Source organism: Mesorhizobium sp. M0119, from assembly GCF_040322615.1.
Classification (GTDB): domain Bacteria; phylum Pseudomonadota; class Alphaproteobacteria; order Rhizobiales; family Rhizobiaceae; genus Mesorhizobium.
The window spans coordinates 1-24,504 of record NZ_JAMYTU010000022.1; the positions used below are offsets into that span (position 1 = coordinate 1).

Genomic DNA, 24,504 nt, shown 5'->3' on the forward strand with positions numbered 1-24,504 from the left:
CCGGAGAGGGGGCCTTTTCGTAGAGCGCGGTTCCCCCTCTCCGTCTCGGCTTCGCCGAGCCACCTCTCCCCCACTTTCGTGGGGGCGAGGAACCCAAGCTGGAGTGAAGCCGCAACCCTTTCCCTCTGCCGGGCCGAGGCAGATCGGCAAATTCGTCGAGGGCGCCACATTTTGTTCTTGCTTTGTGCCGGCAGCTATGCTACTAATTCCGGTATGGTGCCAATTGGCTCCAACGACCCGCCCGCCGAGGCGGGTTTTTATTTTGGCGGTCGACCAGCCCCAGCGTTTCCTGCCGACGCCGCCCTTCACATTAAGGCCGGAATTCAGCCTATAAGCGGTCGCACAGGGACATGCCACACCGGAGCCGCCCCGTCCGGTCGACAATCAAGGACCCGCCATGCCTCGTTCTTTCCTCCATGCCCTGATCGCGCTGTTGGCCGTCGCACTGCCGACGGCGGCTTCGGCCGAGCCGCAATCCTTCACGGGCGAGTATTCGGTGTCGTTCCTCGGCCTTTCCGTGGCCAAAGCGAAATTCTCCAGCCATTACGAGGGCGACACCTATTCAATCGAGGGCAGCGTTTCCGCCGCCGGGCTCGCCACTCTGTTCGACGATACGCGAGGCACGATCTCGTCGAAGGGCAAGATTTCGGGCAAGCAGTTGCAGCCGCAAGCGTTCCACGCCGACTACACGTCCGGCAAGAAGGCATCGATGATCGACATCCAGTTTGCCAACGGCGTCGTCACCTCGACCAAGGTCGTGCCTGAGCCGAAGAAGCGCAATCCCGAGAATTGGATACCGCTGGCCGGCAGCCATCTCGTATCGGTCCTCGATCCGATGGCCGCCACCGTCATCCATGCCGACAGCCTCGACCAGGTCTGCGGGCGCACGGTGAAGCTCTATGACGGCGAAATGCGTGCCGATCTGAAACTGACCTACGATTCGAAAGGGTCGATCTCGGTGAACGGCTACAAGGGCGATACGGTCACCTGCAGGCTGGGTTTCGAGCCGGTGGCCGGCTACCGCAAGAACCGCAAGGCGCTGAACTACCTCAGGAAACGCAGCCGCATCATGGTGACGTTTGCACCGGTCGGCCAAAGCGGCGTATATGCGCCGATCCGCGCCACGGTCAGCACGCAAATCGGCCCGTTGACGATCAGCGCGGAGCGGTTCGAAGCGAACGAATAGGCGTGATGGTGCGCCGCCAACGGGCATGGGGGCGACGGATATGGCGCGCGCAACACTGATCGGCTTCTCCGCGGTTGCCATGTGGGCGCTGCTGGCGCTGCTTACGGATGCTTCGGGCGCCGTGCCGCCGTTCCTGCTTTCGGCAATCACCTTTACGATCGGCACCTGCGTCGGGCTGTTTGCCCGGCTGTTGATGCCGGCAGCCGACGGCGCCGCGAAGATACCGCGCCAGGTCAAAATACCACGCAAAGTCTGGGCGATCGGCATTGCTGGCCTGTTCGGCTACCACTTTTTCTACTTCACCGCGCTGCGCAATGCGCCGGCCGTCGAGGCCAGTCTGATCGCCTATCTGTGGCCGCTGCTGATCGTGCTGGGATCGGCGCTGATGCCTGGCGAGCGGCTGGCCTGGAACCATATCGTCGGCGCGCTGCTCGGCCTTGCCGGCACGGTCCTGATCGTCACCAAGGGCGGCGGGCTTGCCTTCGATGCGCGTTATGCCTTCGGCTACGCCATGGCCGGCGTCTGTGCGGTGCTGTGGTCGTCCTATTCGCTGTTGTCGCGGCGCTTCCCGTCGGTACCGACCAGCACCGTCACCTGGTTCTGCGCCGCCACCGCGGCCCTTTCGCTCGTCTGCCATCTGTTGCTTGAACAGACGGTGCTGCCCGACGGCGCCGGCCAGTGGCTGGCCGTGCTCGGCCTCGGTCTGATGCCGGTGGGGGCGGCGTTCTATGCCTGGGACATCGGCGTCAAGCGCGGCAACATCCAGGTGCTGGGGGCGGCGAGCTATGCCGCGCCGCTGCTGTCCACCCTGGTGCTGATCGCCGCCGGCTTCGCCGAGCCGTCATGGCGCATCCTCGCCGCCTGCGTGCTGATCACCGGCGGCGCGGCACTGGCGGCGAAATCGCTGTTCCTGCGCAAGAGGGCCACGAGCGAGGCAAACGCATGATGCCGTTTCCCGGCGGCATCGATGCCAATGCCAATGCGACGCTGGTATTTTCGCTGGCGGCGGCGGTGATTTACGCGTTCAGCCTCGGCATGCGGCCGCGTCTTTCGCAGTCGGCGGCAAGGACATTGGCGGCGGCGATGCTGGCGGTGCTGGTCGTGCAGCAGGGCGGCCCATGGCTGCTCGTCGCTGCGCTCGGCGTCAGCGCCGTCGGCGACGCCTTCCTGTCGCGCGACGGCGAGAAGGCATTTCTTGGCGGCACGGCCAGTTTTCTTGCCGCGCATGTGCTTTACGTCGTGCTGTTCCTGCGTGCCGGCGGCGGCCTCGGACTGCTTTCGGCCGAGCCATGGCGGGCAGCGATCGTGCTGGCGATGGTCGTGTCGGTGCTGGCCATGCTTTTCGCGCTCCGGCGCCGCGTCGGCCCCGCCTTGCGTTTGCCGATCGGTGTGCATGCCGCGGCACTGCTTGCCATGAGCATTGCGGCGCTCACCCTGAACAGCGTCTGGGTCGTCGTCGGCGTCGTCCTGCTCATCCTGTCCGACGGGCTGCTCGCCGCGGAAAAGTTCCTGCTGCCCGCCATCTCGCCGCATCGCATTTGGGTGCGCCATGCGGTCTGGGCGCTGTATTACGCCGGCCAGCTCGCGATCACACTGGGTTTCCTGCTGGGCTAGGTGCCTAGGGCGTGCCCGGCAGCCAGCCTGGTTCGGCCAGTTCGAAGGCGGCGAAATCGAAGCCCGGCGCCACGGTGCAGCCGACCAGGGTCCATTCGCCGAGGCTGCGTGCCGACTGCCACCAGCCTGCCGGCACGACGATCTGCGGCCGCTCGCCCGCGGCAAGCGCCGTACCGAGGGCCTCCTCGATGACGGGACCGCCTTCTCGATGTATCGACAGCGCCAGCGGCGCGCCGTCATAGAAGTGCCAGACCTCGGCCGCGTCCCTGACCCGGTGCCAGGCCGACAATTGGTCCTTCTCCAGAAGGAAATAGATCGCCGTCGAATGGCCGCGGGCGCCTTCCGCCCCGTCGCGAAAGGTCTCGGCATACCAGCCGCCTTCCGGATGCGGCTTCAGGCCGAGCAGGGCGATGATTTCGGCGGAACTGGTCATGACCCTAGCTCCTGGCGCCGCTCAGAAATTGTCCTTGCGCTTGCGAATCTCGGCGAACACTTCGGCGTCGGAGGCCTTCTCCAGGCCGAGGTGCCTGCGGATCGCCGGATCGTGCCAGCGCAGGAACGGATTGGTCGACAGTTCCTCGCCGATCGTCGTCGGCAGCGTCGGCTTGCCGTCGGCGCGCAGCGCGTCGATTTTCGCGGCGCGCTCTTTCAGCGCCGAATTGGTCGGATCGATGGTGAGCGCGAAACGGGCATTGGCCAGCGTATATTCATGACCACAGTAGACGACCGTGTCGGCTGGCAGCGCCGCGAGCTTTTTCAGGGATTCGTACATCACCGGCGGCTTGCATTCGAGCAGCCGCCCACAGCCGAGCGCAAACAGCGTGTCGGCGGCGAATGCCACTTTCGACGCCGGCAGGTGATAGGTGACATGGCCGGCGGTATGGCCGGGTGTGGCGATGACCTCGATCCGCTCGTCGCCGAGGCGGAGGACCGAGCCTTGCTCGACGGTTTCGTCGATGCCGGGAATCTTTGCCTTCTCGGCTTCCGGCCCGACGATGCGCAGCTTGAAACGCTCCTTCAGCGCCAGATTGGCCTCGACGTGGTCGAGATGGTGGTGGGTGGTCAGGATCATCGTCGGCGTCCAGCCGGTGCGCTTGATCGCCGCCAGGATCGGCGCCTCCTCGGGTGCGTCAATGAGCGCCGTCTGGCCGCTTTTCGGATCATGCACCAGCACGCCGAAATTGTCGCTGCGGCACATGAATTGTTCGATCTCGACCGGCATCATATCTCTCCCTTTATTGCCGCAGACATAGGGCGCCTGCCAGCCGATGTCATCTGCCTTTGTTGAACTTGGACTGCTTCGAAGCTACCGTTCCGCGCATGCATTCAGACATTGTCGACCTCCGTTCCTTCTATTCGACCACGCTCGGCCGCCTGGCCGAACGCTCGATCACCATGGCGCTGTCCTCGATATGGGCCATCGTGCCCAACGAGCGGCTGGTCGGCCTCGGCTACACCTTGCCGTGGCTGGAGCGCTTCGGCAGCGATGCCGAGCGGGTCTTTGCCTTCATGCCGGCAACGCAGGGCGCGGTGGTCTGGCCGGCGACGGGGCCGACGGCGACCGCGCTGGTCTTCGACGAGGAGCTGCCGCTGGTCGATTCCTGCATCGACCGCATGCTGCTCGTCCATTCGCTCGAACATGTCGAGAACCCGCGCGAGACGCTGAACGAGATTTGGCGGGTGCTGTCGCCGGCCGGCCGTGTCGTCATCGTCGTGCCCAACCGGCGCGGCGTCTGGGCGCGCTTCGAGCACACCCCTTTCGGCAATGGCCGGCCGTTCTCGCGCGGCCAGCTGACCGAATTGCTGCGCGAAGCGAATTTCACGCCGGCGGCGTGGTCCGATGCGCTGTTCTTCCCGCCGTCGCCGCGACGTTTCATGATGCAGTTCCACAATGTGCTGGAACGTGCCGGCCGGCGCTTCTGGCCGATCTTCTCCGGCGTCATCGTCGTCGAGGCGCAGAAGCGGCTCTATCAGGGCGTGCCGGTTGCCCAGCGCGCGTCCCGCCGCGTCTTCGTGCCGGTTCTCTCGCCGCATGGCGCGCCGACGCTCGGCCGGGCGTTGCGGGCTAAACGCCCGGCGCCGCCAAGATGACGCGTTCGTGATCCGAGGCAGGCTTTTTCTCACCTATCTGTCGCGGACGGGTTGGCTGCCCGATTGAAGGCATACGCGGTCGATTCTATGACCGGGTTTCAGCGCCCCTTTCGAATGCAAGGATCCACTCATGGCTGATCATCCGGATGTCGAGGCCAGCGCCCAGAAGCTTGCCACCTCGATCGAAGCCAGCAGCCTGCGTGAGCAGCTGGCAGCGATCAAATTGGCGCTCACCACCTCGCCGGTGCGAAAGCAATTGTTTTGGGCCGCAATCGGCATCGTCGCCGTCATTGTCGCAACCTCGGTCGGGCAGGTTCTGCTCAATCGCTGGAACCAGCCGTTCTTCGACGCGCTGGCGCGGCGCGACATGCCGGCCTTCCTGCATCAGCTTCTGGTCTTTGCGGCAATAGCCGGCGGGCTGCTTCTGTTTAACGTGGGCCAGACCTGGCTCGACCAGATGCTCCGCCTCAAGCTGCGCGAGGCGCTGACGCTCGACCTGATCGGCGAGTGGATGCGGCCGGCGCGCGCCTTCCGGCTGGCCCATGCTGGCGCCATCGGCGTCAATCCCGACCAGCGCCTGCAGCAGGATGTCGCGCATCTGTCGGATCTTTCCACTGGCCTCGGCATCGGCCTGCTGCAGTCCTGCATCCTGCTTGCCTCGTTCGTTGGCGTCCTGTGGTCGCTGTCTTCCGGCTTCGTCTTCCACATAGGCGGCCATTCGCTGGCCATACCCGGCTACATGGTCTGGGCGGCGATCCTTTATGCTGGCACCGCCTCCTGGTTGAGCTGGCTGGTCGGGCGACCGCTGATCCGCTTCAACAACGATCGCTATACGCGTGAAGCGGAGCTGCGCTCCTCGGTGGTTCGCGTCAACGAGAATGTCGATGCCATCGCGCTGGCGCATGGCGAGGCCGATGCCAGGCGCCGGCTCGAATTCGATCTCGGCATGGTGCTGGGCGCCATGCGGCGCATCTACAGCGCCCAGATCAATCTTTCCTGGGTTACCGACACCTATGGCTGGATCACTGTCGTCGCGCCGATCCTGGTCGCCTCACCGGTCTATTTCGCCGGCGATATCAGCTTTGGCGGCTTGATGATGGCAGTCGGCGCTTTCAACCAGGTCCATTCCTCGCTGCGTTGGTTCATCAACAATATCGGCGGCATCGCCGATTGGCGCGCCACGCTGATGCGGGTCGCCGACTTCCGCATCGCGCTCGGCGACACCGACGCGCTGCACGATACGGAAAGGCGCATCGCCTTCGGCGAAAACCCGGACGGCAGTCTCACCTTCGAGAAACTTGAGATTGCCTCGCCGGAAGGATGCACCAAGCTTGCCGAGCCGCATGTTGAAATCCGCGCCGGCGACCGCGTCATGATCACCGGAGATCCGGGCGCCGGCAAGACGCTGTTCTTCCGCGCCATTGCCGGTTTGTGGCCATGGGGCAGCGGCCGCATCGGCATGCCGGCCGGAGAAGCGCCGATCTTTGTTCCGCGTACCCCCTATTTCCCGCTCGGCAAGCTGCGCGAGGTGCTCAACCATTCAGACGGCGCGGCGGAGGCGAGCGATGCCGAGATTTCGGAGGTGCTGGCCGATGTCGGGCTGCAGCGCCTGTCGTCCTCGCTCGATCGCTCGGCGCGCTGGGAGCGTGAACTCAGCGACGACGAGCAGCGTCTGCTGGCCTTTGCCAGGCTCGCCTTGCGACGGCCGAAATGGGTGATCATCGACGAGGCGCTGGACGCGTTCGACGGCCCGACGCTGAGGCAAGTGCTGTCGATGCTGGAGAAGCGCCTTCCCGACGCCGCGATCCTCAATATCGGCCGCGGCCAGCACAATGCCCGCTTTTTCCGGCGGGCGTTGACCATCGTCAAGGATGCCGGCCAACCGCCACTCAAGCCGGCCCGTATCAGGGCAGGTGCCATCGAACCGCCCCCGGCTATCGCCTCGGCCGGCCGAAAGAAATAGAAGGCAAGCTTTATTTCGCCGCGATCGCGGCGAAAAACTGTCGCGATCGTTTCAGATGGGAACGTTCCGATCGGCCATGCTTGACGCTCTCGCCCTGCTCGCCTGCCTTGCCTGCACCCCGGCGGCACCTGCGGCCGCGCCCGCCAATGCAATTGCCGTCGATGTCGAACTGGTGCTGGCCGTCGACATCTCGCAGTCGATGGATGAAAGGGAGTTTGCCCTGCAGCGCGCCGGCTATGTCGCGGCGCTGCGCCACCCCGACTTCATCAACGCCGTGCGTGCCGGCACCTCCGGCCGCATCGCCATCGCCTATTTCGAATGGGCCGGCACGATCCGCGACGATGCGGTCATTGCCTGGCAGGTCGTCGACAGCAAGGAGAGCGCCAACGCTTTCGCCGACAAGATCGCGGCCCGCCCGTTCAGGAGCTTTCGCGGCACCTCGATTTCCGGTGCAGTGGCCTTCGGCGCCGAGCTTTTCGACGGCACGGCCTTCACCGGCAAACGCCGCGTCATCGACGTCTCGGGGGACGGCCCAAACAACACCGGCCTGCCGGTCACAACGGCACGCGATGCGGCGCTGGCGAAGGGCATCGTCATCAACGGCCTGCCGATCCTGATCAGCCCGTCACCTACCTTCAGCCATCTCGACCGGTATTATGCCGAATGCGTTACCGGCGGGCCGGGCTCGTTCGTGCTGCCGATCTACGCGGCTTCCGAATTCGCCACCGCCACTCGCCGCAAACTGATCCTCGAGGTCAGCGGCATCGAGTATCCCAAGGTGGATCCGAGGACGATCCGCATCGACGCACCGATCGACTGCCTGCAAGGCGAGCGCGACCGGCGGTTTTTCTCGGACCCGTATTTCCCGGAACTTGACCGATGAGGCTGGCCCAGGGGTAGGCTAGGCTGGTGGCAGGCCGAAGGCCGGGAACAGAGATGGCCCGAGCGGCCCTATGAAGATCGTCAAGGAAGCGATCCCGCCCTCGGCCGCGTCGAACACATGCAGGGAATGGGCCCGCCATTCAGGGCCATCGTGGCTGCGGGAATAAACCCCGACCGCCGGCTGGGCATTGGCGCGGGTGGCCAGCGTGCGGAAGCCGCCAAACTTCGGCCAGACGGTCTCGAAGAAACCGCGGATCGCTTCGCGGCCTTCGTACCATTCGCGCCAGGGCGGCATTGTATAGATGGCGTCCTCACGCAGAAGCTCGATCAAGCTGTCGAGATTGGCGGCCTGCCAGGCCTGCATGTAGCGTTCGAGCAGCAGGCCTTCTTCGGGGCTGGGCCGTGATCGGCTGGCCGGCCGTCCCTGAGGATAGCGCGCCGCCAGCGTTGCGCGGGCGCGCTGCAACGCGCTGTTGATCGAAGCCGTCGATCCACCCAGCAAACGCGCCGTCTCGACAGCCGACCATCCCAGGACGTCGGCAAGCAGCAGCGCGGCGCGCTGCCTGGGCGGCAGATCCTGGATGGCGGCGACGAAGGCGAGCTGGACGGCCTCGCGGCTCTCGTAACGGGCTTCCGGACCTGCCTCGCTGCCGGCAATGTCTGGAAGCTCGGCGTCGGGGTAGGGCTCCAGCCAGGCGATATCAGCTACGGGCCCGCCTATGGCCGCCCCGTGCGAGGGCGGCCGTCCCGGTTCCCGGAGAATGCGACGCGCCCTCGACCTCGCCTTGATGGCATTGAGGCAAGCGTTGGTCGCGATCATGTAGAGCCAACCGCGAACCGAACCCCGCCCGTCGAATTCCGACCTGGCGCGCCAGGCGCGAAGCAACGTGTCCTGGACGAGGTCGTCGGCCTCGTGCAGCGAACCCATCATGCGATAGCAATGCAGTTTGAGCTCGCGGCGATGGGCGGCCGTGACCTTCTCGAAAGCCAGCCGATCGAGGATCGGCTGGCGTGCTGGCTCCAGAGGTGGTTGAGCGTCTGTCATGGGACTTCCGGGTTAGGTTCGCATTACGCGCGCCTCAGGCGGCCGGTGCAAGGCCGCTACCGCTCACCATGAAGGAACTGCCTTGCGGCTGGCTGGTGGCAAGCGCGACCACCGCCCGTCCGACATCGGCCGGCGTTTGCATGTCGGTCATGGCGGCGATGAAGTCCGCCGGCTGGATGCCCATATAGGCCGCGATGCTGTCGACGCCGGCCTTGCCCACGCCGGTTTCCGGCATGATTCGCATCGGCGCGAGCGCCATGAAACGCAGGCCGAGGCCAAGCCGATCGGCCTCCTTCTGGCTATGACCGGCCAGGAACATCTGCATGCGTTTTGCGCCGGCATAGCCGCCGGCGTTCGGTGGTCCGCCGGTCAAGGCCGCGCCGCTGGAGATCAGAACGATCCGGGTTCCCGGCTTGAGCGGACGCCGCAGAGCGGCACGGCAAAACAGGAACGACGCCTTGACGTCCGTGTCCCAATTTGCGGAGAACGCCTTCCAGTTCTGTTCATGCACGGGCGCGGAAGGCGCCAGCGCACCTGCACAGATCACCAGCACGTCCGGCTCCAGCGCGGCGAAGACCTTATCGGGGGCGGAGTCCACCGTCGCATCGACCGCGAGCGTCTTCACGCCCGAGACCTCCCAGGCAAATTGCGCCAGGGCCTGTTTTCCGCGGGCGACGGCCAGCACCGTCGCTCTCTCCTTGAGGGCGGCCTCCGCGATCGAGCGGCCGACCCCACGGCTGCCTCCGACAACCACGACATTCTGATTTCGCAACGATCCCATGGATCACCTCTCTGTTCCCGGCCGCCGGACCATCCAGGCGCGCTCATCGATAAGGACAGCGCAGGCGAGGAGAAATCATCGGTGCTGGTCGGAAAAGTCTCTCAGGTGACAGGCAGGCCTCCCGCAAAGCCGCGAAGGCTGCGCGTCGTCTTGCTTGAATAGAGGAGGAGCGGCTAAGGGCAGCTTCTATTTCTATGGTGTCGCCGTTTGGCCGGCGGCACCGAATTTGGATCGCGTCCGCATCATCGGCTTCACCGCCCCTGCAGCACCTTGATCGCGTTGGACATGTCGCCGTGCGACAATGCAGCGAGGTAATCCGAGTAGTTGATCCTGCCGTTCGCGAAGCCGTTCATCAATCGCGTGCAGAACGTGTGTTCCAATCCGGCATCCGGGACGTTCATGAGCGCAGCGAGGTTTGCCCTTTCAACCTTGCCGAACCGCATCTTGAACTTGGTCATGCACCGCTGGATCGCTTGTCGTTTCAGCGCCGGGCTGCCGCTCAACGCGACTTGTCCATTCTGGAAATCGGTCTTCGATGTCGTGCATCCGGAGATCAAAGCGACCGATATCAAAGCTGTCGCTAATATTATTGTCTTCATTGCTTCCCCCAAACCAACCGATAGACCCTGTTAAAGCAACAAAAACTGCCGGGCAACTTCTTTGGATGGGAAATTGAAAATATGGTTTCTTGCGCAGATGGGGGATCGTTGCTTCTGCCTGTCAAACCTATCGTTTCAGCAGAAATACCGCCTGCTGGCCGAAAAAATTCCAGAACCACCACGGCATGGAGAAGCCGATCCGCTGGCCGTTGGCGTCGAGCGCGGTTGCCTTTTCCACCGTCGCGCCAAGCTCGTCGCACAGATTGACGAAGTCGCGAATGGTGCAGAAATGGATGTTGGGGGTGTCGTACCAGGAATAGGGCAGGTCCCTGGTCACCGGCATGCGGCCGTTGAAGAGCAGCGAAAAGCGCACCCGCCAGTGGCCGAAATTCGGGAATGAGACGATGGCGCGGTTGCCGATCCTGAGCAGTTCGTCGAGCACCAGCTTCGGATTGCGGGTCGCCTGCAAGGTCTGCGACAAGACGACAAAGTCGAAGCCCTTATCGGGATAGAATTGGAGATCCTTGTCGGCATCGCCCTGGATGACCGACAGGCCGCGCGACACGCATTCGTTGACGCCGCGCTGCGACAGCTCCAGCCCGCGGCCATCGACCTTCTTGGTCTCCTGCAGCAATTCGAGCAGCAGGCCGTCGCCGGAACCGACGTCCAGCACCCGCGACTGCGGCGGGATGAGATCGGCGACGACTTCGAGGTCGACGCGCTGGGCGCGGTTGACGCTCATGCGTTCGGCTCCTGCCTGGCGCATGATCCTGATCCGAAAAGTCTGCCACTTGTCGGGGTCATGCGCTGATGCCTGGCGCATGGTCCTGATCCGAACAGCCTGCAACTTTTCGGGGTCATGCGCCGAGCCCTCTCGCCCGCGCGGCCGAGGCGATGAAGCCTCTGATGGCGGCGAACAGTTCCGGCTCGTCGAGCAGGAAGGCGTCGTGGCCGCGGTCGGTCTCGATCTCGACGAACGAGACCGAGGCGCCGGCCGCGTTCAGCGCATGCACGACCGAGCGGCTCTCCTCGGTCGGGAACAGCCAGTCGCTGGTGAACGAAACCAGGCAGAAGCGCGTCTTGGTGCCGGCGAAGGCATCGGCCAGCCGGCCGCCATGGTCGGCGGCGAGATCGAAATAGTCCATCGCCCGGGTCATGTAGAGATAGGAGTTGGCATCGAAGCGGTCGACGAAGGTCATGCCCTGATGGCGCAGATAGCTCTCGATCTGGAAGTCGGCATCGAAACCGAAGGTCAGGGCTTCGCGGTCCTGCAGGTTGCGGCCGAACTTGCGGTGCAGCGCTGCTTCCGACAGATAGGTGATGTGGGCGGCCATGCGCGCCACCGCCAGCCCTTTTTCCGGCCGCTTGCCATGCTCGAAATACTTGCCGCCATGCCAGTCGGGGTCGGCCATCACCGCCTGCCTGCCGACCTCGTGGAAAGCGATGTTCTGCGAAGAATGGCGGGCGCCGGTGGCGATCGGCAGCGCCGAGAAGACGCGCTCGGGATAGCTGGAGGCCCATTGCAGCACCTGCATGCCGCCCATCGAGCCGCCAAGCACGCTGAACAGCTGTTCGATGCCGAAATGCTCGACCAGCATCAGTTGCGCCCGCACCATGTCGCGGATGGTGATGATCGGCAGGTCGAGCCCATAAGGCTTGGCGGTGGCGGGATTTGTCGAGGCGGGGCCGGTGGAGCCGAGACAGCCGCCGATGACGTTTGACGAGATTACGAAGAAACGGTCGGTATCGATGATCTTGCCGGGGCCGATCAGCACTTCCCACCAGCCCGGCTTGCCGGTCACGGGATTGGTGTTGGCGACGTGCTGGTCGCCGGTCAGCGCATGGCAGACGAGGATGGCGTTGGAGCGCGCATCGTTGAGCGTGCCATAGGTCTGGTAGGCGATCTGGAACGGCGACAGCAGCGTACCGGCGTCGAGCTTGAGCGGCTTGTCGGCGCCGAAACGCAACACCGGGCTCGACGGCTGGTCGGCCTCGTTGTTGGTTTTTCGCGCGCGCAAAGCGACCATTCACATCTCCTTGCCCGGCCTTCAGTTGTCCACCAGTCTGGGCAACAGCCAGTCAGGGCAACAAAAAACCGGCCATGCCTTCGCAAAGCCGGTTACAAGATGCAAACGGCCCTTTAGCAAGTTGTTTAACGTGGCTGCAAGCCGACCGGCCAAATCACCACGGAACTTTCGCTGCTCTTCTAGGACTGACGCATGGCTTCGTCAACGGCAAGTTCTTGATCCCGAATTGCCGCCCCTCGACATTCCGGGCCACGGCTTGTATTTCCGCTGCGGCCTCCGGATGGAGGCACTCTCGACGGATTTCATGGAATGAGCCAGACACCGGATCAGACACGTCCAAGGCCCCGCGCCGGCATCATGGACATCGAAGCCTATGTGCCCGGCAAGAGCGCGGCGCCTGAAGGTGTCGCCAAGGTCCATAAATTGTCGGCGAACGAGAACCCGCTCGGTCCTTCGCCAAAGGCGATAGAGGCCGCGCGCGCGGTCGCCGACAAGCTCGCGGTCTATCCCGACGGCAGCGCCAGGCGCCTGAGGGAAGCGATCGCCGAGGTGCACGGGCTCAACCCGGCGAACATCGTCTGCTCCAACGGCTCCGACGAGATTCTGGGCCTGCTGGCGCAGACCTACCTCGCGCCCGGCGACGAAGCCATCATCACCGAACACGGCTTCATGGTCTACAAGATCTACATACAGTCGGCCGGTGCCGTCCCGGTAACGGTCAAGGAGACCGATGAACGCGCCGATATCGATGCGATCCTCGCCGCGGTGACGCCGCGCACCAGGGTCATCTTCCTTGCCAATCCAAACAATCCAACCGGCACCTACGTGCCGTTCCAGGAGGTGCGCCGCCTGCATGCCGGCCTGCCGCGAAACGTGCTTCTGGTGCTGGATGCAGCTTACGCCGAATATGTCCGGCGCAACGACTATGAAGCCGGCGTCGAGTTGGTGGGCAGCGCGGAAAACGCGGTCATGACCCGCACTTTCTCCAAATTGGGCCTGGGCGGGGCGCGGATCGGCTGGATGTATGCGCCAATGCACGTCATCGACGCGATCAACCGCGTGCGGGGACCCTTCAACGTCAATGCGACGGCGATCGAAGCCGGCATCGCGGCGATCCGCGACCGCGCCCACATCGAACGCAGCGTCGCGCATAACGCGACCTGGCTGGCTTGGCTGAGCGAGCAATTAAGCGGGCTTGGGCTGCGGGTGACGCCGAGCGTCGGCAATTTCATCCTCATCCACTTTCCCGAGGACAAAAAGCATTCGGCGGCGGCGGCCGACGACTACCTCAGCCGGCGCGGCTACATATTGCGGCGCGTTTCCGGCTACGGTTTTCCCAACGCGCTGCGCATGAGCATCGGCACCGAAGAGGCCAATCGCGGCGTTGTCGCAGCACTCGCGACATTCCTGAAAAGCTAGAATACCATGACCTCACCTATGTTCGAAAAGATCGCGCTGGTCGGCATCGGCCTGATCGGCTCGTCGCTGGCCCGCGTCATCCGCCGCGAGGGGCTCGCCGGCCAAGTCGCGATTTCGACGCGCAGCGAAGCGACGTTGGCACGCGCGAGGCAACTCGGCCTCGGCGACATCTACACGACGGACGCAAAAGAAGCGGTTCGCGACGCCGATCTGGTCGTCGTTTCGGTGCCGGTCGGCTCTTCGGGTACCGTCGCCGCGGAGATCGCACCGGCGCTGAAGAAGGGCGCCATCCTCACCGATGTCGGCTCGACCAAGGCGTCGGTCATCGCGCAGATGCAGCCGCATGTCCCTGATGGCGTGCACTTCATCCCCGGCCATCCTTTGGCCGGCACCGAAAAATCGGGACCGGATGCCGGTTTTGCCGAACTGTTCGAGAACCGCTGGTGCATCTTCACGCCGCTACCCGGCACCGATCCCGCGGCACTGGAAAAGCTCTCGGAATTCTGGCGCCGCAGCGGCTCCAACATCGACACGATGGACCCGCAGCATCACGACATGACGCTGGCCATCGTTTCGCACCTGCCGCACATCATCGCCTACAACATCGTCGGTACCGCCGACGATCTGGAGTCGGTGACCAAGTCCGAGGTCATCAAATACTCGGCTTCCGGCTTTCGCGACTTCACCCGTCTCGCGGCGTCCGACCCGACCATGTGGCGCGACGTCTGCCTGCACAACAAGGACGCCATTCTCGAAATGCTGGCGCGGTTTTCCGAGGATCTGTCCTCGCTGCAGCGGGCGATCCGCTGGGGCGACGGCGAAAAGCTGTTCGACCTGTTCACCCGCACCCGCGCCGTCCGCCGCTCGATTATCGAGGCCGGCCAAGACATCGACGTACCGGATTTCGGCCGCCAGGCAGTCGAACACCCGCCGAAGGGATAAGCCGCGGCAAGCCGATCGCAGGCCGTACCGCCTAATCGACCGGCTTGATCTTGCCGAGCGGGATGAAGCCGAGCGAGGCCTTGCCCCTGACGATCTTCAGCGGCATCGACGGCTGGTTGCCGAGCAGCGCCAGTCCGGCAAAGCCGGTTTGGATCTCTTTCTTCTGCTCGGGGATGGCGGTGGCAAGGATCGCCGCCACGGCCTTTGGATCATTGAGCCTGATCGTCAGGTCGGCATTTAGGAGACCGTCGTCATCGACCGACAGCGGTCCGGAAACGGTGATGCGCGCAGTTCCGGACGACAGATCGAGCTCGTGGATTTCGGCCGCCTGGCCACGCAGGCTCTTCGGATTTGCCTTGATCAGCGTCACGCCGTTCTTCAGCGTCACGTCGCCGCTGCCGTCGAGCGGCGGCAAGACGCGCCCGTCGATGGCCGCTGCGTCGATTTCGAGATCGGTGAAATTGCCGGCATAGTCGATGTCCGGGCCGTTTGGGCGCAATTGTCCGGTGGCGGTTCCGGCGCTGAACAGCGAGACGGGATCGGTGTCGTCTGCCGGATCGGTCTGGCCGGACAGGCCTTCTGCCTGCAGCGAGAGGCGCCTCGGCAGCGGCCAGGACAGCTTCATTTCGGCCCGCAGATTATCCCAGTCGATCCAGAGCGGGGTCATGCCGGGAACAGAGGTCCTGAGTGGCCCCCTGAGCTCGGCGGCAGGCGACAAAAGCCGGGTGATCTGCGTGGCGGCGTTGATCTTGCCTGTCGATGCCGCGACGTTGTGGCGGTCGTCCTCGTAAGCCAGACTGTCGCAGGAAAAGGTGAAGCTGAAGGGATAGCCCCTAACCGCGAGATTGGCGCACTCGGCCTTGATACCGTTGTCGTCGAGATCGGCGACCGCCTTGTCGGTCGCGCTCTCGACCAGGTCCGCCAGGTAGAACCAGCCGGCGCTGTAGATGCCGAACAGCACGAGAATGAAAGCGGCAAGCCACAACAGGCGGCGACGTTGGCTGGGCGGCGGGCGCTCGTCACTTGACGTCATGCTGCGGCTTTCGTTAACGCGGGTGGCACGGGCGGGCTGTCGCTTGCGGCAACAACAGGTCGACGGACTGAAACACCACCGGTGGGGTGGTTCGTCACAATCAGGCTTGGCGATATGGGCGATTTTTGGGTTTTTGGCTACGGCTCACTGATCTGGCGGCCGGGATTCGCGCATGTCGAGACGCGGCGTGCCCGCCTGCATGGCTACCGCCGTTCGCTCTGCGTCTATTCCTTCGTGCATCGCGGCACGCGCGAACGGCCGGGCCTGGTGCTCGGCCTCGACCGCGGCGGCTCCTGCATCGGGCTGGCGTTCCGGGTTCCAGGCGAGCTGCGCAACGAGGTCATCACCTATCTGCGCGAGCGCGAACTGGTCACCGACGTCTATCTCGAACGTGTGCTCAGCGTTCGCCTCGACAAGAGTGAAACGGATGGGGGCGAGATGGTCGAAGCCGTCGCCTATGTCGTGGACCGCAGTCATGAGCAATATGCCGGTGCGCTCGACCCGGCCGAGGCGGCGACCGTCGTTCGCGGCGCCGTCGGCCAGTCGGGGAGGAATGAGGATTACGTGCTCAGCACGCTGGAGCACCTCGAAGCACTGGGTATAAGCGATCACTGGCTGGAAGACGTGACGAGACGGATCGCGACGTAGCTTCGGTGTCGTGGCCTGGGCTATATCCTGAAAATCTGTTTTCCAAGATCGGCGCGATCCAGGCTGTTTGCCACGGCAAGCTTGAACTCGGTCAGCGCGTGGAGACCGCCGACAGGAACGTGGAAGCCCGGCTGGCCGAAGATGTCGATGATCTCGCGTAGGACAGGCCGGTCGGCTTCGGCAGGCGGCGAAAAGAAATAGCGATAGATATTCGCCCTGATCTCGACGCCGCTCAGCAACACATCGAAATTGTGCAGTTCGAAGCGCTCGGCACTCATGCCGCCATTGATCACCATCTGCCCGCCGAGCGCCAGGGTGCGGATCAATTCGCCGCTGACAGGTCCGCCGACATTGTCGATAATCCCGTTCAATCCGGCGCCGCCGGTGATATCCATCACCGCTTCCCGGATACTTGCCTTCAAGTCCGAAAGGTCAAGAATGGCAGCGGCGCCAAGCGTTTTCAGGTCGAAGCTTTGGTGCGAGCGCCGCACAAGCGCGATGACGTTGATGCCGCGTCGTTGGGCGAACTGCATCACCATTGTCGAAATCGACGAATAGCCGGCCGTGACAGCCAGCCACTGGCCGGGCCGCACACCGGAATCCACCAGCAGATCCCACGCGGTAATGGGGTTCACCATCTGCCCGGCGCGTTCGACAGGATAGCCGGCAGGCAACGGGATCAGCCAGTCGGCGGGAATGGCCGCGTACTCGGCCCAGCTGCCATAGTAGCTGAACGCGACAAGCGTGCCCGGTTCCAACCGGACGTTTGCGCCAACGGCTTCGACGATGCCGGCACCATGGTTTCCGGCGATCTGCTGGGGAAAATGCGGCTTCTTCGGTTCGGGATAGAGGTTCTGGATAAACAGGAAGTCGCCCGGATTGATCGAGGCCGAGACCATCCTGAGCAGCACATCGTCGTCGCCGATCCGCGGCATCGGCAGGTCATCCACATAGAGCACGTCGCGCGGCGAGCCGATGGCGTCAAATACAATTGCTTTCATGCCGGTCTCCATAACAAACGATCGGGGGCAAACAGTCTGGGCCCGGCCAGACCGTGCCGAGACTTGCGTCGGCGCCGCGGAACCTATGGTCGGCCGGCAAAAGTCAGAATTGGCAGATTTGACAATCTATGTGCTAAACTTGCCAGATCGTTTCTTCAGAGGCTGCTGGTTTGGATATCCCGGACGCGGCGCGGCGGTCGCGGTTTTGTGAAGCGCCGGCGGGCTGGAAAGGAGGCTATGCGTTTGACGTCGCCGCGGCGCGACATAGGTTAGCCCGGTCGGCGGCTCCCACCCGCCCCAGCATAAATCATCATGAAGATCAGCCTTGCAGAAGCGTCGTCTCGGTCGCACCGACCTATCCATCGCGCCATTGGTTCTGGGCGGCAATGTGTTCGGCTGGACCGCCGATGAGAAAACCTCGTTCGACTTGCTCGACCGCTTTGTCGACGCCGGTTTCAACGCCATCGATACGGCCGATTCCTATTCGCGCTGGATTGCCGGCCACCAGGGCGGCGAATCCGAAACCATCATCGGCAAATGGATGAAGAGCCGTGGTGACCGCGACAAGGTTGTCGTCATCACCAAGGTCGGTTCGGATATGGGACAGGGCAAGAGGGACCTGTCCGCCGCCTATATCGAAAAGGCCATCGATGCTTCGCTGAAGAGGCTGCAGGTCGACAGCGTCGATCTCTATCTGTCGCACTGGCCCGACCCGGCGACCCCTTATGAGGAAACGCTCGGCGCTTACCAGAAACTGCTCGACAAGGGCAAAATCCGCTATACCGGCGCTTCCAACCTCGACGCCGCCCAGTTGCGCGCCGCACTCGACGTGGCAAGCCTGCGCGGCCTGCCGCGTTACGAGGTGCTGCAGCCGGAATACAATCTCTACGACCGCTCGTCCTTCGATGGTCCGCTGCGCGATCTGTGCGTGGCCGAGGGCATCGGCGTCATCACCTATTTCAGCCTCGCCAAGGGGTTTCTGAGCGGCAAGTACCGCAGCGAGGCCGACCTCGGCAAAAGCCCGCGCGGTGGCGGCGTGAAGGGCTATCTCAACACCCGCGGCATGCTCATTCTCTCAGCGCTCGATGCCGTTTCAGCCAGACATTCGGCCAAGCCAGCGGAAATGGCACTTGCCTGGGTAATGGCGCGGCCCGGCGTCACCGCTCCGATCGCCAGCGCGACGACGCTCGACCAGCTCGACAGCCTGGTGCGTGCCGCGTCGTTGCAGCTCAGCCCGGACGATATCGCCGAGCTCGACAAGGCCAGCGCATAGCCGCGCACGATCGTTCAAGACCGGCGCCGCTGCCTTGCCCTACCGTCCCTGCATCATCGCAGGATGCAGGGACGCCGCATGGCCGGACAAGTTCTTCTCGATCAGCAGCTATGGCAGCAATTGCTGGCGCTTGTGCTGGCATCGGCCATCGTCATGGGCAGCCCGGGGCCGGCGACGATAAGCGTCACCGCGGTCGGCGCCGCGTTCGGCCTGCGCGATTCGCTCCGCTATGCCTCGGGGATCGTCGTCGGCACGGTCCTCGTGCTTTTGGTGGTGGCGACCGGCATCATGGCCGTTCTCGCCGCGTTGCCGAAGCTCGCAGCGCTGCTGGCGGTCGTCTCGGCAGCCTACATCCTCTACCTGGCGTTCAAGATAGCGACGGCGCCGCCACTGGCGGCACGCGTCGGTGGGGCGGCGCTTCCCACTTTCCTTGGCGGGTTCCTTCTGGGCGTTGCCAACCCGAAAGCCTATGTGGCGATTGCCGCCGTGTTCGCCGGCGCGTCTTCCGGCGCCGCCGCCGGTCTTGCTATTTCAGCCAAGCTGGCGGTTCTCGTCTTGATGATCGTTGCCATTCATCTCTTGTGGCTTCTCGCCGGCGCGGCTTTTGCACGTTTGCTGCACAAACCGCTTGCGTCGCGGATCATCAATCTGGTGTTTGCGGTGACGCTGATTGCAACAGCCGCCCTGGCTGCCCTGCCGTGAGCCCTTCCGGCATCCGCGGCCGTTGCCTCAGCCTTTCAATTCGGGTTTCCCGTCCAGCTCACCAAGCCGTTTCACCGCCGTCGGCGGCATCGGCGGCGGGTTCGGCGTCTGCGACGCCTCGACGAGGAGCTGGTCGCAGGCGGCTTCCGTCTCGCCGATCAGCCGCTGCATGAATTCTTCCTTGCCGAGGCCCGGCGGGATCGGCGGCAGGAAGCGCGCCTTGATCGTGCCGGGATAGCGCAGGAATTTGCGGCGCGGCCAATAGAGGCCGGCGACGTGAGCGACCGGCACGACTGGAATGCCGAGTTGCGCATAGAGTTCGACGATGCCGTATTTGTAGACCGGTTCGTCGCCCGGCGCCCGGCGCGTGCCCTCGGGATAGATGATGAGCTGGCGCGGATTGCGCGCCAATTCCTGTTTGGTCGCGGCGATCACCATCTTCAATGCCTTCGAGCGGCTGCCGCGATCGACCGGAATCATCCGCATCTTCAAGATGTACCACCCGAAGAACGGGATCCAGGTCAGCTCCCGCTTCAATATGTAAACGGGATCGTCGAGATACGGCAGGAAAGCGATCGTGTCCCAGAAGGACTGGTGCTTCGGCGCCAGGATGAAGGAGCCTTCGGGCAGGTTTTCCTGGCCGGTGATCTCACTTCTGGTGCCGGCGATCTTGTCGTAGAGCCACATGCTGGTGCGCGACCAGAATTTCGGCACGAACCAGGCGCGATGGCGCGGCGACAGGAAATAATACGGGGTCCAGAGGATCATCTGGACGATCAAATTGAGGTAGAAGGCGAGATTGAACGCCAGCGAGCGGAGATAGAGCATACAGCAAGTGCCCGGTGAGGAGATGTGCGTTGGTTACACCAAGCGCCGGCAAAAAGGAAACGCTGCGAGGCGGGCGATCGGCCCGGTCTTGCGATGGGCCGTCTTCGTCACGTTTGCCACGCCGCCTGCAGCAGGCGCTGTCTCAGGCGCGGGGCGGCGAAGTCGAGGAATGCGCGCAGCTTTACCGGCAGCAGCCCCTGGCCGGCATGGACGAGGCTCACCGGCCATGGGTCGGGCTCGAACTCCTGCAGCACCGGGCGCAGCGTACCCGACCGGACTGCGGCGGCGATCTGGTAAGAAAGCAGCCTCGTCACGCCGACGCCGGCAATCGCCGCATCGATTGCTGCCTCAGCCGTGTTGACCCGTAACCTGGAGCGGACCGGCACGGTGAATTCGGCCTTGCCGGTGGCGAAGCTCCAACTGGCGGCGGTGAGCCCTTCGAAGGTGATTGCACTGTGTGCTGCAAGCTCTTGCGGCGTTTTCGGTGTGCCGTGCTCGGTGAGATAGGCCGGGCTCGCGCAAATGACGCGGCGGATTGAACCCAGGCGGGTGGCGATCAGGCTCGAATCGGCAAGCTCGCCGATGCGGATGGCGAGATCGATGTGCTCTTCGACCAACTGAGTTATCCGGTCGGCGAGTGTCAGCCGCACACTTACCTCGGGATAGACGGCGAGGAAGCCGGTGACGATGGGCAGCACATGCAGGCGGCCAAAGACGATCGGCGCAGTGACGATCAGCTCGCCGGTCGGGGCGCTGTACTCGCCGGCGGCGATTCGCTCGGCCTCGCCGACCTCATCGAGAATGCGACGACAGGCGGCGAGATAGGCGTGGCCCGCATCGGTCAGCGACAGCTGCCGCGCCGAGCGGTTCAACAGCCGTGTCTTCAGGTGCTTTTCCAGGTCCGAAACCTTGCGGCTGACCGTCGTCAACGGAATGCCGAAGCGGCGCCCGGCAGCCGAGAGGCTGCCTGTCTCCGCTGCGGCAACGAAAAGCGACATGGACTGGAGGCGATCCATAGCTCTCGCGAAAATTTGCCCTTCCGAAAAATGGAAGGATAGGTTGCAGGTATGGCATCTGCATCTCGAAGATGGAAGGCCCTATTTCGTGAGTGAACAATGCAGCGCAACTAGGCGCGTAAGGAGGGTTTTCATGAACGCTCACACCAGCGATGTCGCCTTCACCCCGACGGTGAAGGCGATCCAGGCCCGCAAGGGCTCGCGCCAGGCCTATGCCCGTGTCGAGGAGCGTGGCGGCTGGCAGGCGGCAATCACGCCCGATCTCGCCGCCTTCATCGAGGCGCAAACCAGCGTCTTTCTGTCGACCGCCAATGCGGACGGGCAGCCTTACATCCAGCATCGCGGCGGGCCTGCCGGTTTCCTCAAGGTGCTCGACGAACGGACGATCGGCTTTGCCGATTTTTCCGGTAACAGGCAGTTCATCACCCAGGGCAACCTTAGCGACAACCCACAGGCTTTCCTGTTCCTTATCGATTATGCGCACCGGCAGCGCATCAAGATCTGGGGCAAAGCGCAGGTCGTCGAGGGCGATGCCGAGCTGACGGCAAAGCTGATGCCGCAAGACTACAAAGCGCGACCCGAGCAGGTCATCCTGTTTACGGTTTCGGCTTGGGATTCAAATTGCTCGCAGCACATCCCGCAGCGTTTCGAAGCGGCCGACGTGGCTGTAGCACTGGCCGAACGAGACAGGCGCATAGAACGGCTCGAGCAGGAGATCGCGCGCTTGCGCTCGGGTGCAGCAGCCAGAGAATAAAAAGTGTCGGTGCCGTTCAGTTTCCGCCTGCGGCGTCGGCCAGCGTGACGCTGTCGGTTTGCTTCACCGGCATGATGCCGCGCGCCAGCGCCAGCAGGTATTTGTTGTATTCGGTGAACAGCACGCGCAGCGCTTCCGGCTTGGTCAGCCAGCCACCATTCTCGAGGTTGGTGTTGACCACCGGATAGGGTTCGAGCCTGGCGCCGTGCAGCAGACGGCCCATTTCCAGCAGGCTGCGCGGCATGTGATAATTGTTGGTGACGAGGATGACGGTGCCGTAGGCGTGGTCTTCGACCCATTTGGCGCTTTCCTCGGCATTGCCGATCGTGTCGAGCGCGGCGCGGTCGATGTCCACGCAGCAGGAAAACAGCCTCTTGTCGCCGCCGGTCGCGGCCTGAAGCTGGCGACGGCTGGCGGAAGGATGGACGCCGCTGATCAGCAGCCGCTCGCCCTTGCCTGACGCAAGCAGGCCCATCGCAGCGTCGAGTCGCGACTGGCCGCCGGTCAGCACGATGATAGCGTCGGCCCTTGCCGGATTGGCGGGCGTAGTCAGACGGCTGACGGTATTGGCGAACCAGCCGAAGCCGGCGACAAACAACGCCACAAGGGCGAGCAGAAGGAGAGCCGAGAGGCGCAAGGAGCGGGCTGCCAGCAGCCGCCCATGTTTGGCGAATTGATCCGCCTTGGCAAATTCATCGGGCCCGGCGAATTCATGCGGACGCGCAACCAGCACTGGCATGCACCCAGCGGTATCGGTCGAGTCCCGAACGTCCATCATGAAATGGTTAATCCCGAAATACGGCCTTTGGTAGGGAAAAAATGCAATTTTCGTGACGTTGCGTTTTCATCCGTGATCGATCGTTCCTTTAGCCGGCGTCCGGCTGGCGAATGTCGATGTCGCTGAGATAGGTAACCACGGTGAAATGGGAGGTTGCCGCCGTCAGCGCGCCGATTACCAGCACCATGACAGCGACCCCGAGATAACCCGCCGAGCCGATGGCGAAATTGCCGAACAGGGCGGTCGCCTGATCGGCCTGCGGCGTTGCCATGTTGCGTGACGACCACCAGGAGAAGACGATGAAGACCAGGATCGCCGCGGCGCCGCCTGCCGCGGCGCCCTTCATGCCGGTGACCAGAAAATGCCGGCGGAATTCGCGCGCGATGAAGCGCGCCTCGGCGCCGACAAAATGCAGCACCTCGATGATGTGGCCATTGCCGGCCATGGCGCCGCGCGTCGCGAACACCACGGTCAGCACCGTCGCCGACAGCATCAGCGCCAGCACTGCGATGCCGATTGTTACCGTGGTGCGGGCCATGGCAACCAGCCGGTCGACCCAGGTGCGATGATCGTCGAGCGAGGCACTCGGCAGGTTCGGCGTGATCGCCGCGCGCAGTGCGGCGAAATCGGGCGGGTTGTTCTCGTCGATGGTGATGATGATCAAGCGCGGCACCGGCAGCTCATCGATGTTCAGGCCCGAGCCCAGCCAAGGCTCGAGCAGCCGGGCCGTTGCTTCGCGGTCGACGATCCTGGCGCTTTTCACGCCAGGGAATTCGCCGGCGATCTGCGAGGCCTGTGCAAGTGCTGCCTCCATGTCGAGGCCGTCGACCGGCTTGATCTGGATGGTCGCCTCGCGCGAGATCTGGTTCTCCCAGACGGAGGCGGTGTCACGCACCAGCGTGACTGCGCCAAACGTCAGGCAGGACAGAAACGTCATGATGGCGATGACCAGCACCAGCGCCCGGCCGGCGATGTTCTGCGCCGGCACGATCGGCGCCATTTTGCGCTGGACGCGGGGCTTTGCCGCCCCGGCGTCCTGACCCTCGAAATGTTCGACGGAGAGCTCAGTCATAGATGTCCAGCCTTCCGCCGGCCAGAATCATTCGCCGTGCGTCGACCTGTTCCATCAGGCCGAGGTCGTGTGTGGCGATCACCACGGCGGTGCCCAGCCGGTTGAGCTCGATGAACAACCGCAGCAAGCGTCGCGCCAGCGGCGGGTCGACATTGCCGGTCGGCTCGTCGGCGAGCAGGATCTCGGGCTGCTCGATCAACGCCCGGGCGATCGCGGCGCGCTGCTTCTCGCCGCCAGACAGCACCGGCGGCAGCACATGCATGCGCTCGCCGAGGCCGACCCATTTCAGCAGCTCGGTGACGTCGGTGCGGTAGGTCGCCTCCTCGCGGCCGCGCACGCGCAGCGGCAAGGCCACGTTCTCGTAGGTGGTCATATGGTCGAGCAGGCGAAAATCCTGGAACACCACGCCGATGCGCCGTCTCAGATGCGGCAATTCGGTGCGCGAGATGCGCGAGCGGTCCTTGCCGAAAATGGTGATCAGGCCGCGCGTCGGCTTCAGCGACATGAACAAAAGCCGCAGCAACGTCGTCTTGCCGGCGCCTGAAGGTCCGCTCAGGAACTGAAAGGAGCGCTCCGGAATGTGCAAGGAGATGTCGCGGAGAATCTCCGGACCCATGCCATAGCGGAGGCCGACATTTTCGAAGCGGATCACTTTCGACGACCTGAAATTCTCGGCGGCAAGATGCCAGCCCCTTCTGTAGAAAGACCATCGGCCGGCATGGTTAACCGACAGTTAATTTGGGGGCTTTTCGAGCGAGTCACAGAGGTTCCGGTGGGGAAGCGTTAACCATTTCCGTTTACCCAAAAGAAACGAACAGCGAACAGGTGCCGTAGTGTTGGGCCATGATGG

At 63.8% G+C, this 24,504-nt stretch carries 26 protein-coding genes and 1 riboswitch; of the genes, 12 read left to right on the top strand and 14 right to left on the bottom strand.

Translation table 11 applies throughout. The annotated features are described in order from the left end of the window. The first annotated feature begins 397 nt into the window (after positions 1-397). From NKJ40_RS20100 to NKJ40_RS20110, 3 genes are read left to right on the top strand one after another with little or no spacing between them, the layout of a single operon-like run. Positions 398-1,186: a DUF3108 domain-containing protein gene (locus tag NKJ40_RS20100; protein ID WP_352467531.1), complete on the top strand. Its 789-nt coding sequence runs from the start codon at positions 398-400 to the stop codon at positions 1,184-1,186. Between the two features lie 40 nt (positions 1,187-1,226). Continuing rightward, complete coding sequence (yddG, locus tag NKJ40_RS20105) at positions 1,227-2,132, top strand: aromatic amino acid exporter YddG (protein WP_352467532.1); 906 nt, start codon at positions 1,227-1,229, stop codon at positions 2,130-2,132. Beyond that, on the top strand, positions 2,129-2,800 hold the full coding sequence (locus NKJ40_RS20110; RefSeq protein WP_352467533.1) for a lysoplasmalogenase family protein: 672 nt from the start codon (positions 2,129-2,131) through the stop codon (positions 2,798-2,800). Before yddG ends, NKJ40_RS20110 begins: the two co-directional genes overlap by 4 nt. A 4-nt stretch (positions 2,801-2,804) precedes the next feature. Here NKJ40_RS20110 and NKJ40_RS20115 read toward each other — a convergent pair whose 3' ends face one another. Both NKJ40_RS20115 and gloB read right to left on the bottom strand, forming a co-directional pair. After that, positions 2,805-3,233, bottom strand: a complete 429-nt coding sequence (locus NKJ40_RS20115) for a cupin domain-containing protein (protein ID WP_352467534.1) — start codon at positions 3,231-3,233, stop codon at positions 2,805-2,807. Between the two features lie 21 nt (positions 3,234-3,254). After that, positions 3,255-4,022 (bottom strand): hydroxyacylglutathione hydrolase, encoded by a 768-nt coding sequence (gloB, locus tag NKJ40_RS20120; RefSeq protein WP_352467535.1) that lies wholly within the window; start codon positions 4,020-4,022, stop codon positions 3,255-3,257. A gap of 98 nt (positions 4,023-4,120) precedes the next feature. Here gloB and NKJ40_RS20125 point away from each other — a divergent pair, with 98 nt between their 5' ends. The 3 genes from NKJ40_RS20125 (at position 4,121) to NKJ40_RS20135 (ending at position 7,737) form a co-directional block, all read left to right on the top strand. Then, positions 4,121-4,891 carry a class I SAM-dependent methyltransferase gene (locus NKJ40_RS20125; RefSeq protein ID WP_352467536.1) on the top strand — a complete coding sequence of 257 codons (771 nt, stop codon included), beginning with the start codon at positions 4,121-4,123 and terminating at the stop codon, positions 4,889-4,891. Between the two features lie 130 nt (positions 4,892-5,021). Further along, entirely contained in the window at positions 5,022-6,854 is a 1,833-nt protein-coding gene (locus tag NKJ40_RS20130) for an ABC transporter ATP-binding protein/permease (RefSeq protein ID WP_352467537.1), read from the top strand. 76 nt (positions 6,855-6,930) lie between these two features. After that, complete coding sequence (locus NKJ40_RS20135; protein WP_352467538.1) at positions 6,931-7,737, top strand: DUF1194 domain-containing protein; 807 nt, start codon at positions 6,931-6,933, stop codon at positions 7,735-7,737. A gap of 18 nt (positions 7,738-7,755) precedes the next feature. Here NKJ40_RS20135 and NKJ40_RS20140 read toward each other — a convergent pair whose 3' ends face one another. The 5 genes from NKJ40_RS20140 to metX all read right to left on the bottom strand — a co-directional run bounded on the left by NKJ40_RS20140 (position 7,756) and on the right by metX (position 12,188). Further along, complete coding sequence (locus NKJ40_RS20140; protein WP_352467539.1) at positions 7,756-8,781, bottom strand: RNA polymerase subunit sigma-70; 1,026 nt, start codon at positions 8,779-8,781, stop codon at positions 7,756-7,758. Positions 8,782-8,815: 34 nt separating this feature from the next. Continuing rightward, positions 8,816-9,562 (bottom strand): SDR family NAD(P)-dependent oxidoreductase, encoded by a 747-nt coding sequence (locus NKJ40_RS20145; RefSeq protein ID WP_352467540.1) that lies wholly within the window; start codon positions 9,560-9,562, stop codon positions 8,816-8,818. A 251-nt stretch (positions 9,563-9,813) separates the two neighbouring features. Further along, on the bottom strand, positions 9,814-10,065 hold the full coding sequence (locus NKJ40_RS20150; RefSeq protein WP_352467541.1) for a hypothetical protein: 252 nt from the start codon (positions 10,063-10,065) through the stop codon (positions 9,814-9,816). A 223-nt stretch (positions 10,066-10,288) separates the two neighbouring features. After that, the gene (metW, locus tag NKJ40_RS20155; protein WP_352467616.1) at positions 10,289-10,903 is read right to left on the bottom strand and encodes a methionine biosynthesis protein MetW; all 615 of its coding nucleotides are present in this window, start codon (positions 10,901-10,903) and stop codon (positions 10,289-10,291) included. Between the two features lie 115 nt (positions 10,904-11,018). After that, the gene (metX, locus tag NKJ40_RS20160) at positions 11,019-12,188 is read right to left on the bottom strand and encodes a homoserine O-acetyltransferase MetX (protein WP_352467542.1); all 1,170 of its coding nucleotides are present in this window, start codon (positions 12,186-12,188) and stop codon (positions 11,019-11,021) included. Between the two features lie 93 nt (positions 12,189-12,281). Further along, positions 12,282-12,359: riboswitch (SAM riboswitch) on the bottom strand. 138 nt (positions 12,360-12,497) lie between these two features. Here metX and hisC point away from each other — a divergent pair. Next, positions 12,498-13,607: a histidinol-phosphate transaminase gene (gene hisC / locus NKJ40_RS20165; RefSeq protein ID WP_352467543.1), complete on the top strand. Its 1,110-nt coding sequence runs from the start codon at positions 12,498-12,500 to the stop codon at positions 13,605-13,607. Between the two features lie 6 nt (positions 13,608-13,613). Next, positions 13,614-14,549: a prephenate/arogenate dehydrogenase family protein gene (locus tag NKJ40_RS20170; protein WP_352467544.1), complete on the top strand. Its 936-nt coding sequence runs from the start codon at positions 13,614-13,616 to the stop codon at positions 14,547-14,549. Positions 14,550-14,580: 31 nt separating this feature from the next. On the opposite strand, the gene NKJ40_RS20175 is transcribed toward NKJ40_RS20170, so the two are convergent. Next, positions 14,581-15,582 (bottom strand): DUF2125 domain-containing protein, encoded by a 1,002-nt coding sequence (locus NKJ40_RS20175; RefSeq protein ID WP_352467545.1) that lies wholly within the window; start codon positions 15,580-15,582, stop codon positions 14,581-14,583. Between the two features lie 114 nt (positions 15,583-15,696). On the opposite strand from NKJ40_RS20175, the gene NKJ40_RS20180 reads away from it, so the two are divergent. Further along, positions 15,697-16,230, top strand: a complete 534-nt coding sequence (locus tag NKJ40_RS20180) for a gamma-glutamylcyclotransferase (RefSeq protein WP_352467546.1) — start codon at positions 15,697-15,699, stop codon at positions 16,228-16,230. A gap of 20 nt (positions 16,231-16,250) precedes the next feature. On the opposite strand, the gene NKJ40_RS20185 is transcribed toward NKJ40_RS20180, so the two are convergent. Continuing rightward, positions 16,251-17,231, bottom strand: a complete 981-nt coding sequence (locus NKJ40_RS20185) for a quinone oxidoreductase family protein (RefSeq protein WP_352467547.1) — start codon at positions 17,229-17,231, stop codon at positions 16,251-16,253. Positions 17,232-17,556: 325 nt separating this feature from the next. Here NKJ40_RS20185 and NKJ40_RS20190 point away from each other — a divergent pair, with 325 nt between their 5' ends. Then, positions 17,557-18,504 carry an aldo/keto reductase gene (locus NKJ40_RS20190; protein ID WP_352467548.1) on the top strand — a complete coding sequence of 316 codons (948 nt, stop codon included), beginning with the start codon at positions 17,557-17,559 and terminating at the stop codon, positions 18,502-18,504. Between the two features lie 78 nt (positions 18,505-18,582). After that, entirely contained in the window at positions 18,583-19,206 is a 624-nt protein-coding gene (locus NKJ40_RS20195; protein WP_352467549.1) for a LysE family transporter, read from the top strand. A gap of 27 nt (positions 19,207-19,233) precedes the next feature. Here NKJ40_RS20195 and NKJ40_RS20200 read toward each other — a convergent pair whose 3' ends face one another. Together NKJ40_RS20200 and NKJ40_RS20205 are read right to left on the bottom strand one after the other, a co-directional pair. Next, positions 19,234-20,034, bottom strand: coding sequence for a lysophospholipid acyltransferase family protein (locus tag NKJ40_RS20200; RefSeq protein ID WP_352467550.1), 801 nt, complete (start codon positions 20,032-20,034; stop codon positions 19,234-19,236). A 107-nt stretch (positions 20,035-20,141) separates the two neighbouring features. Then, a complete protein-coding gene (locus NKJ40_RS20205; RefSeq protein ID WP_352467551.1) occupies positions 20,142-21,050 on the bottom strand; it encodes a LysR family transcriptional regulator in 909 nt (302 codons plus the stop codon). Positions 21,051-21,183: 133 nt separating this feature from the next. Between NKJ40_RS20205 and NKJ40_RS20210 the strand changes: the two genes are divergently transcribed. Further along, positions 21,184-21,804, top strand: coding sequence for a pyridoxamine 5'-phosphate oxidase family protein (locus NKJ40_RS20210; RefSeq protein WP_352467552.1), 621 nt, complete (start codon positions 21,184-21,186; stop codon positions 21,802-21,804). A 16-nt stretch (positions 21,805-21,820) separates the two neighbouring features. Here NKJ40_RS20210 and NKJ40_RS20215 read toward each other — a convergent pair whose 3' ends face one another. From NKJ40_RS20215 to ftsE, 3 genes are all read right to left on the bottom strand, one after another. Then, positions 21,821-22,582: a YdcF family protein gene (locus NKJ40_RS20215; protein ID WP_352467553.1), complete on the bottom strand. Its 762-nt coding sequence runs from the start codon at positions 22,580-22,582 to the stop codon at positions 21,821-21,823. 88 nt (positions 22,583-22,670) lie between these two features. Then, positions 22,671-23,654, bottom strand: coding sequence for a cell division protein FtsX (locus NKJ40_RS20220; protein WP_352467554.1), 984 nt, complete (start codon positions 23,652-23,654; stop codon positions 22,671-22,673). Then, a complete protein-coding gene (gene ftsE / locus NKJ40_RS20225) occupies positions 23,647-24,306 on the bottom strand; it encodes a cell division ATP-binding protein FtsE (RefSeq protein WP_023677923.1) in 660 nt (219 codons plus the stop codon). The genes NKJ40_RS20220 and ftsE overlap by 8 nt, the downstream gene beginning before the upstream one ends. Between the last annotated feature and the right edge of the window lie 198 nt (positions 24,307-24,504).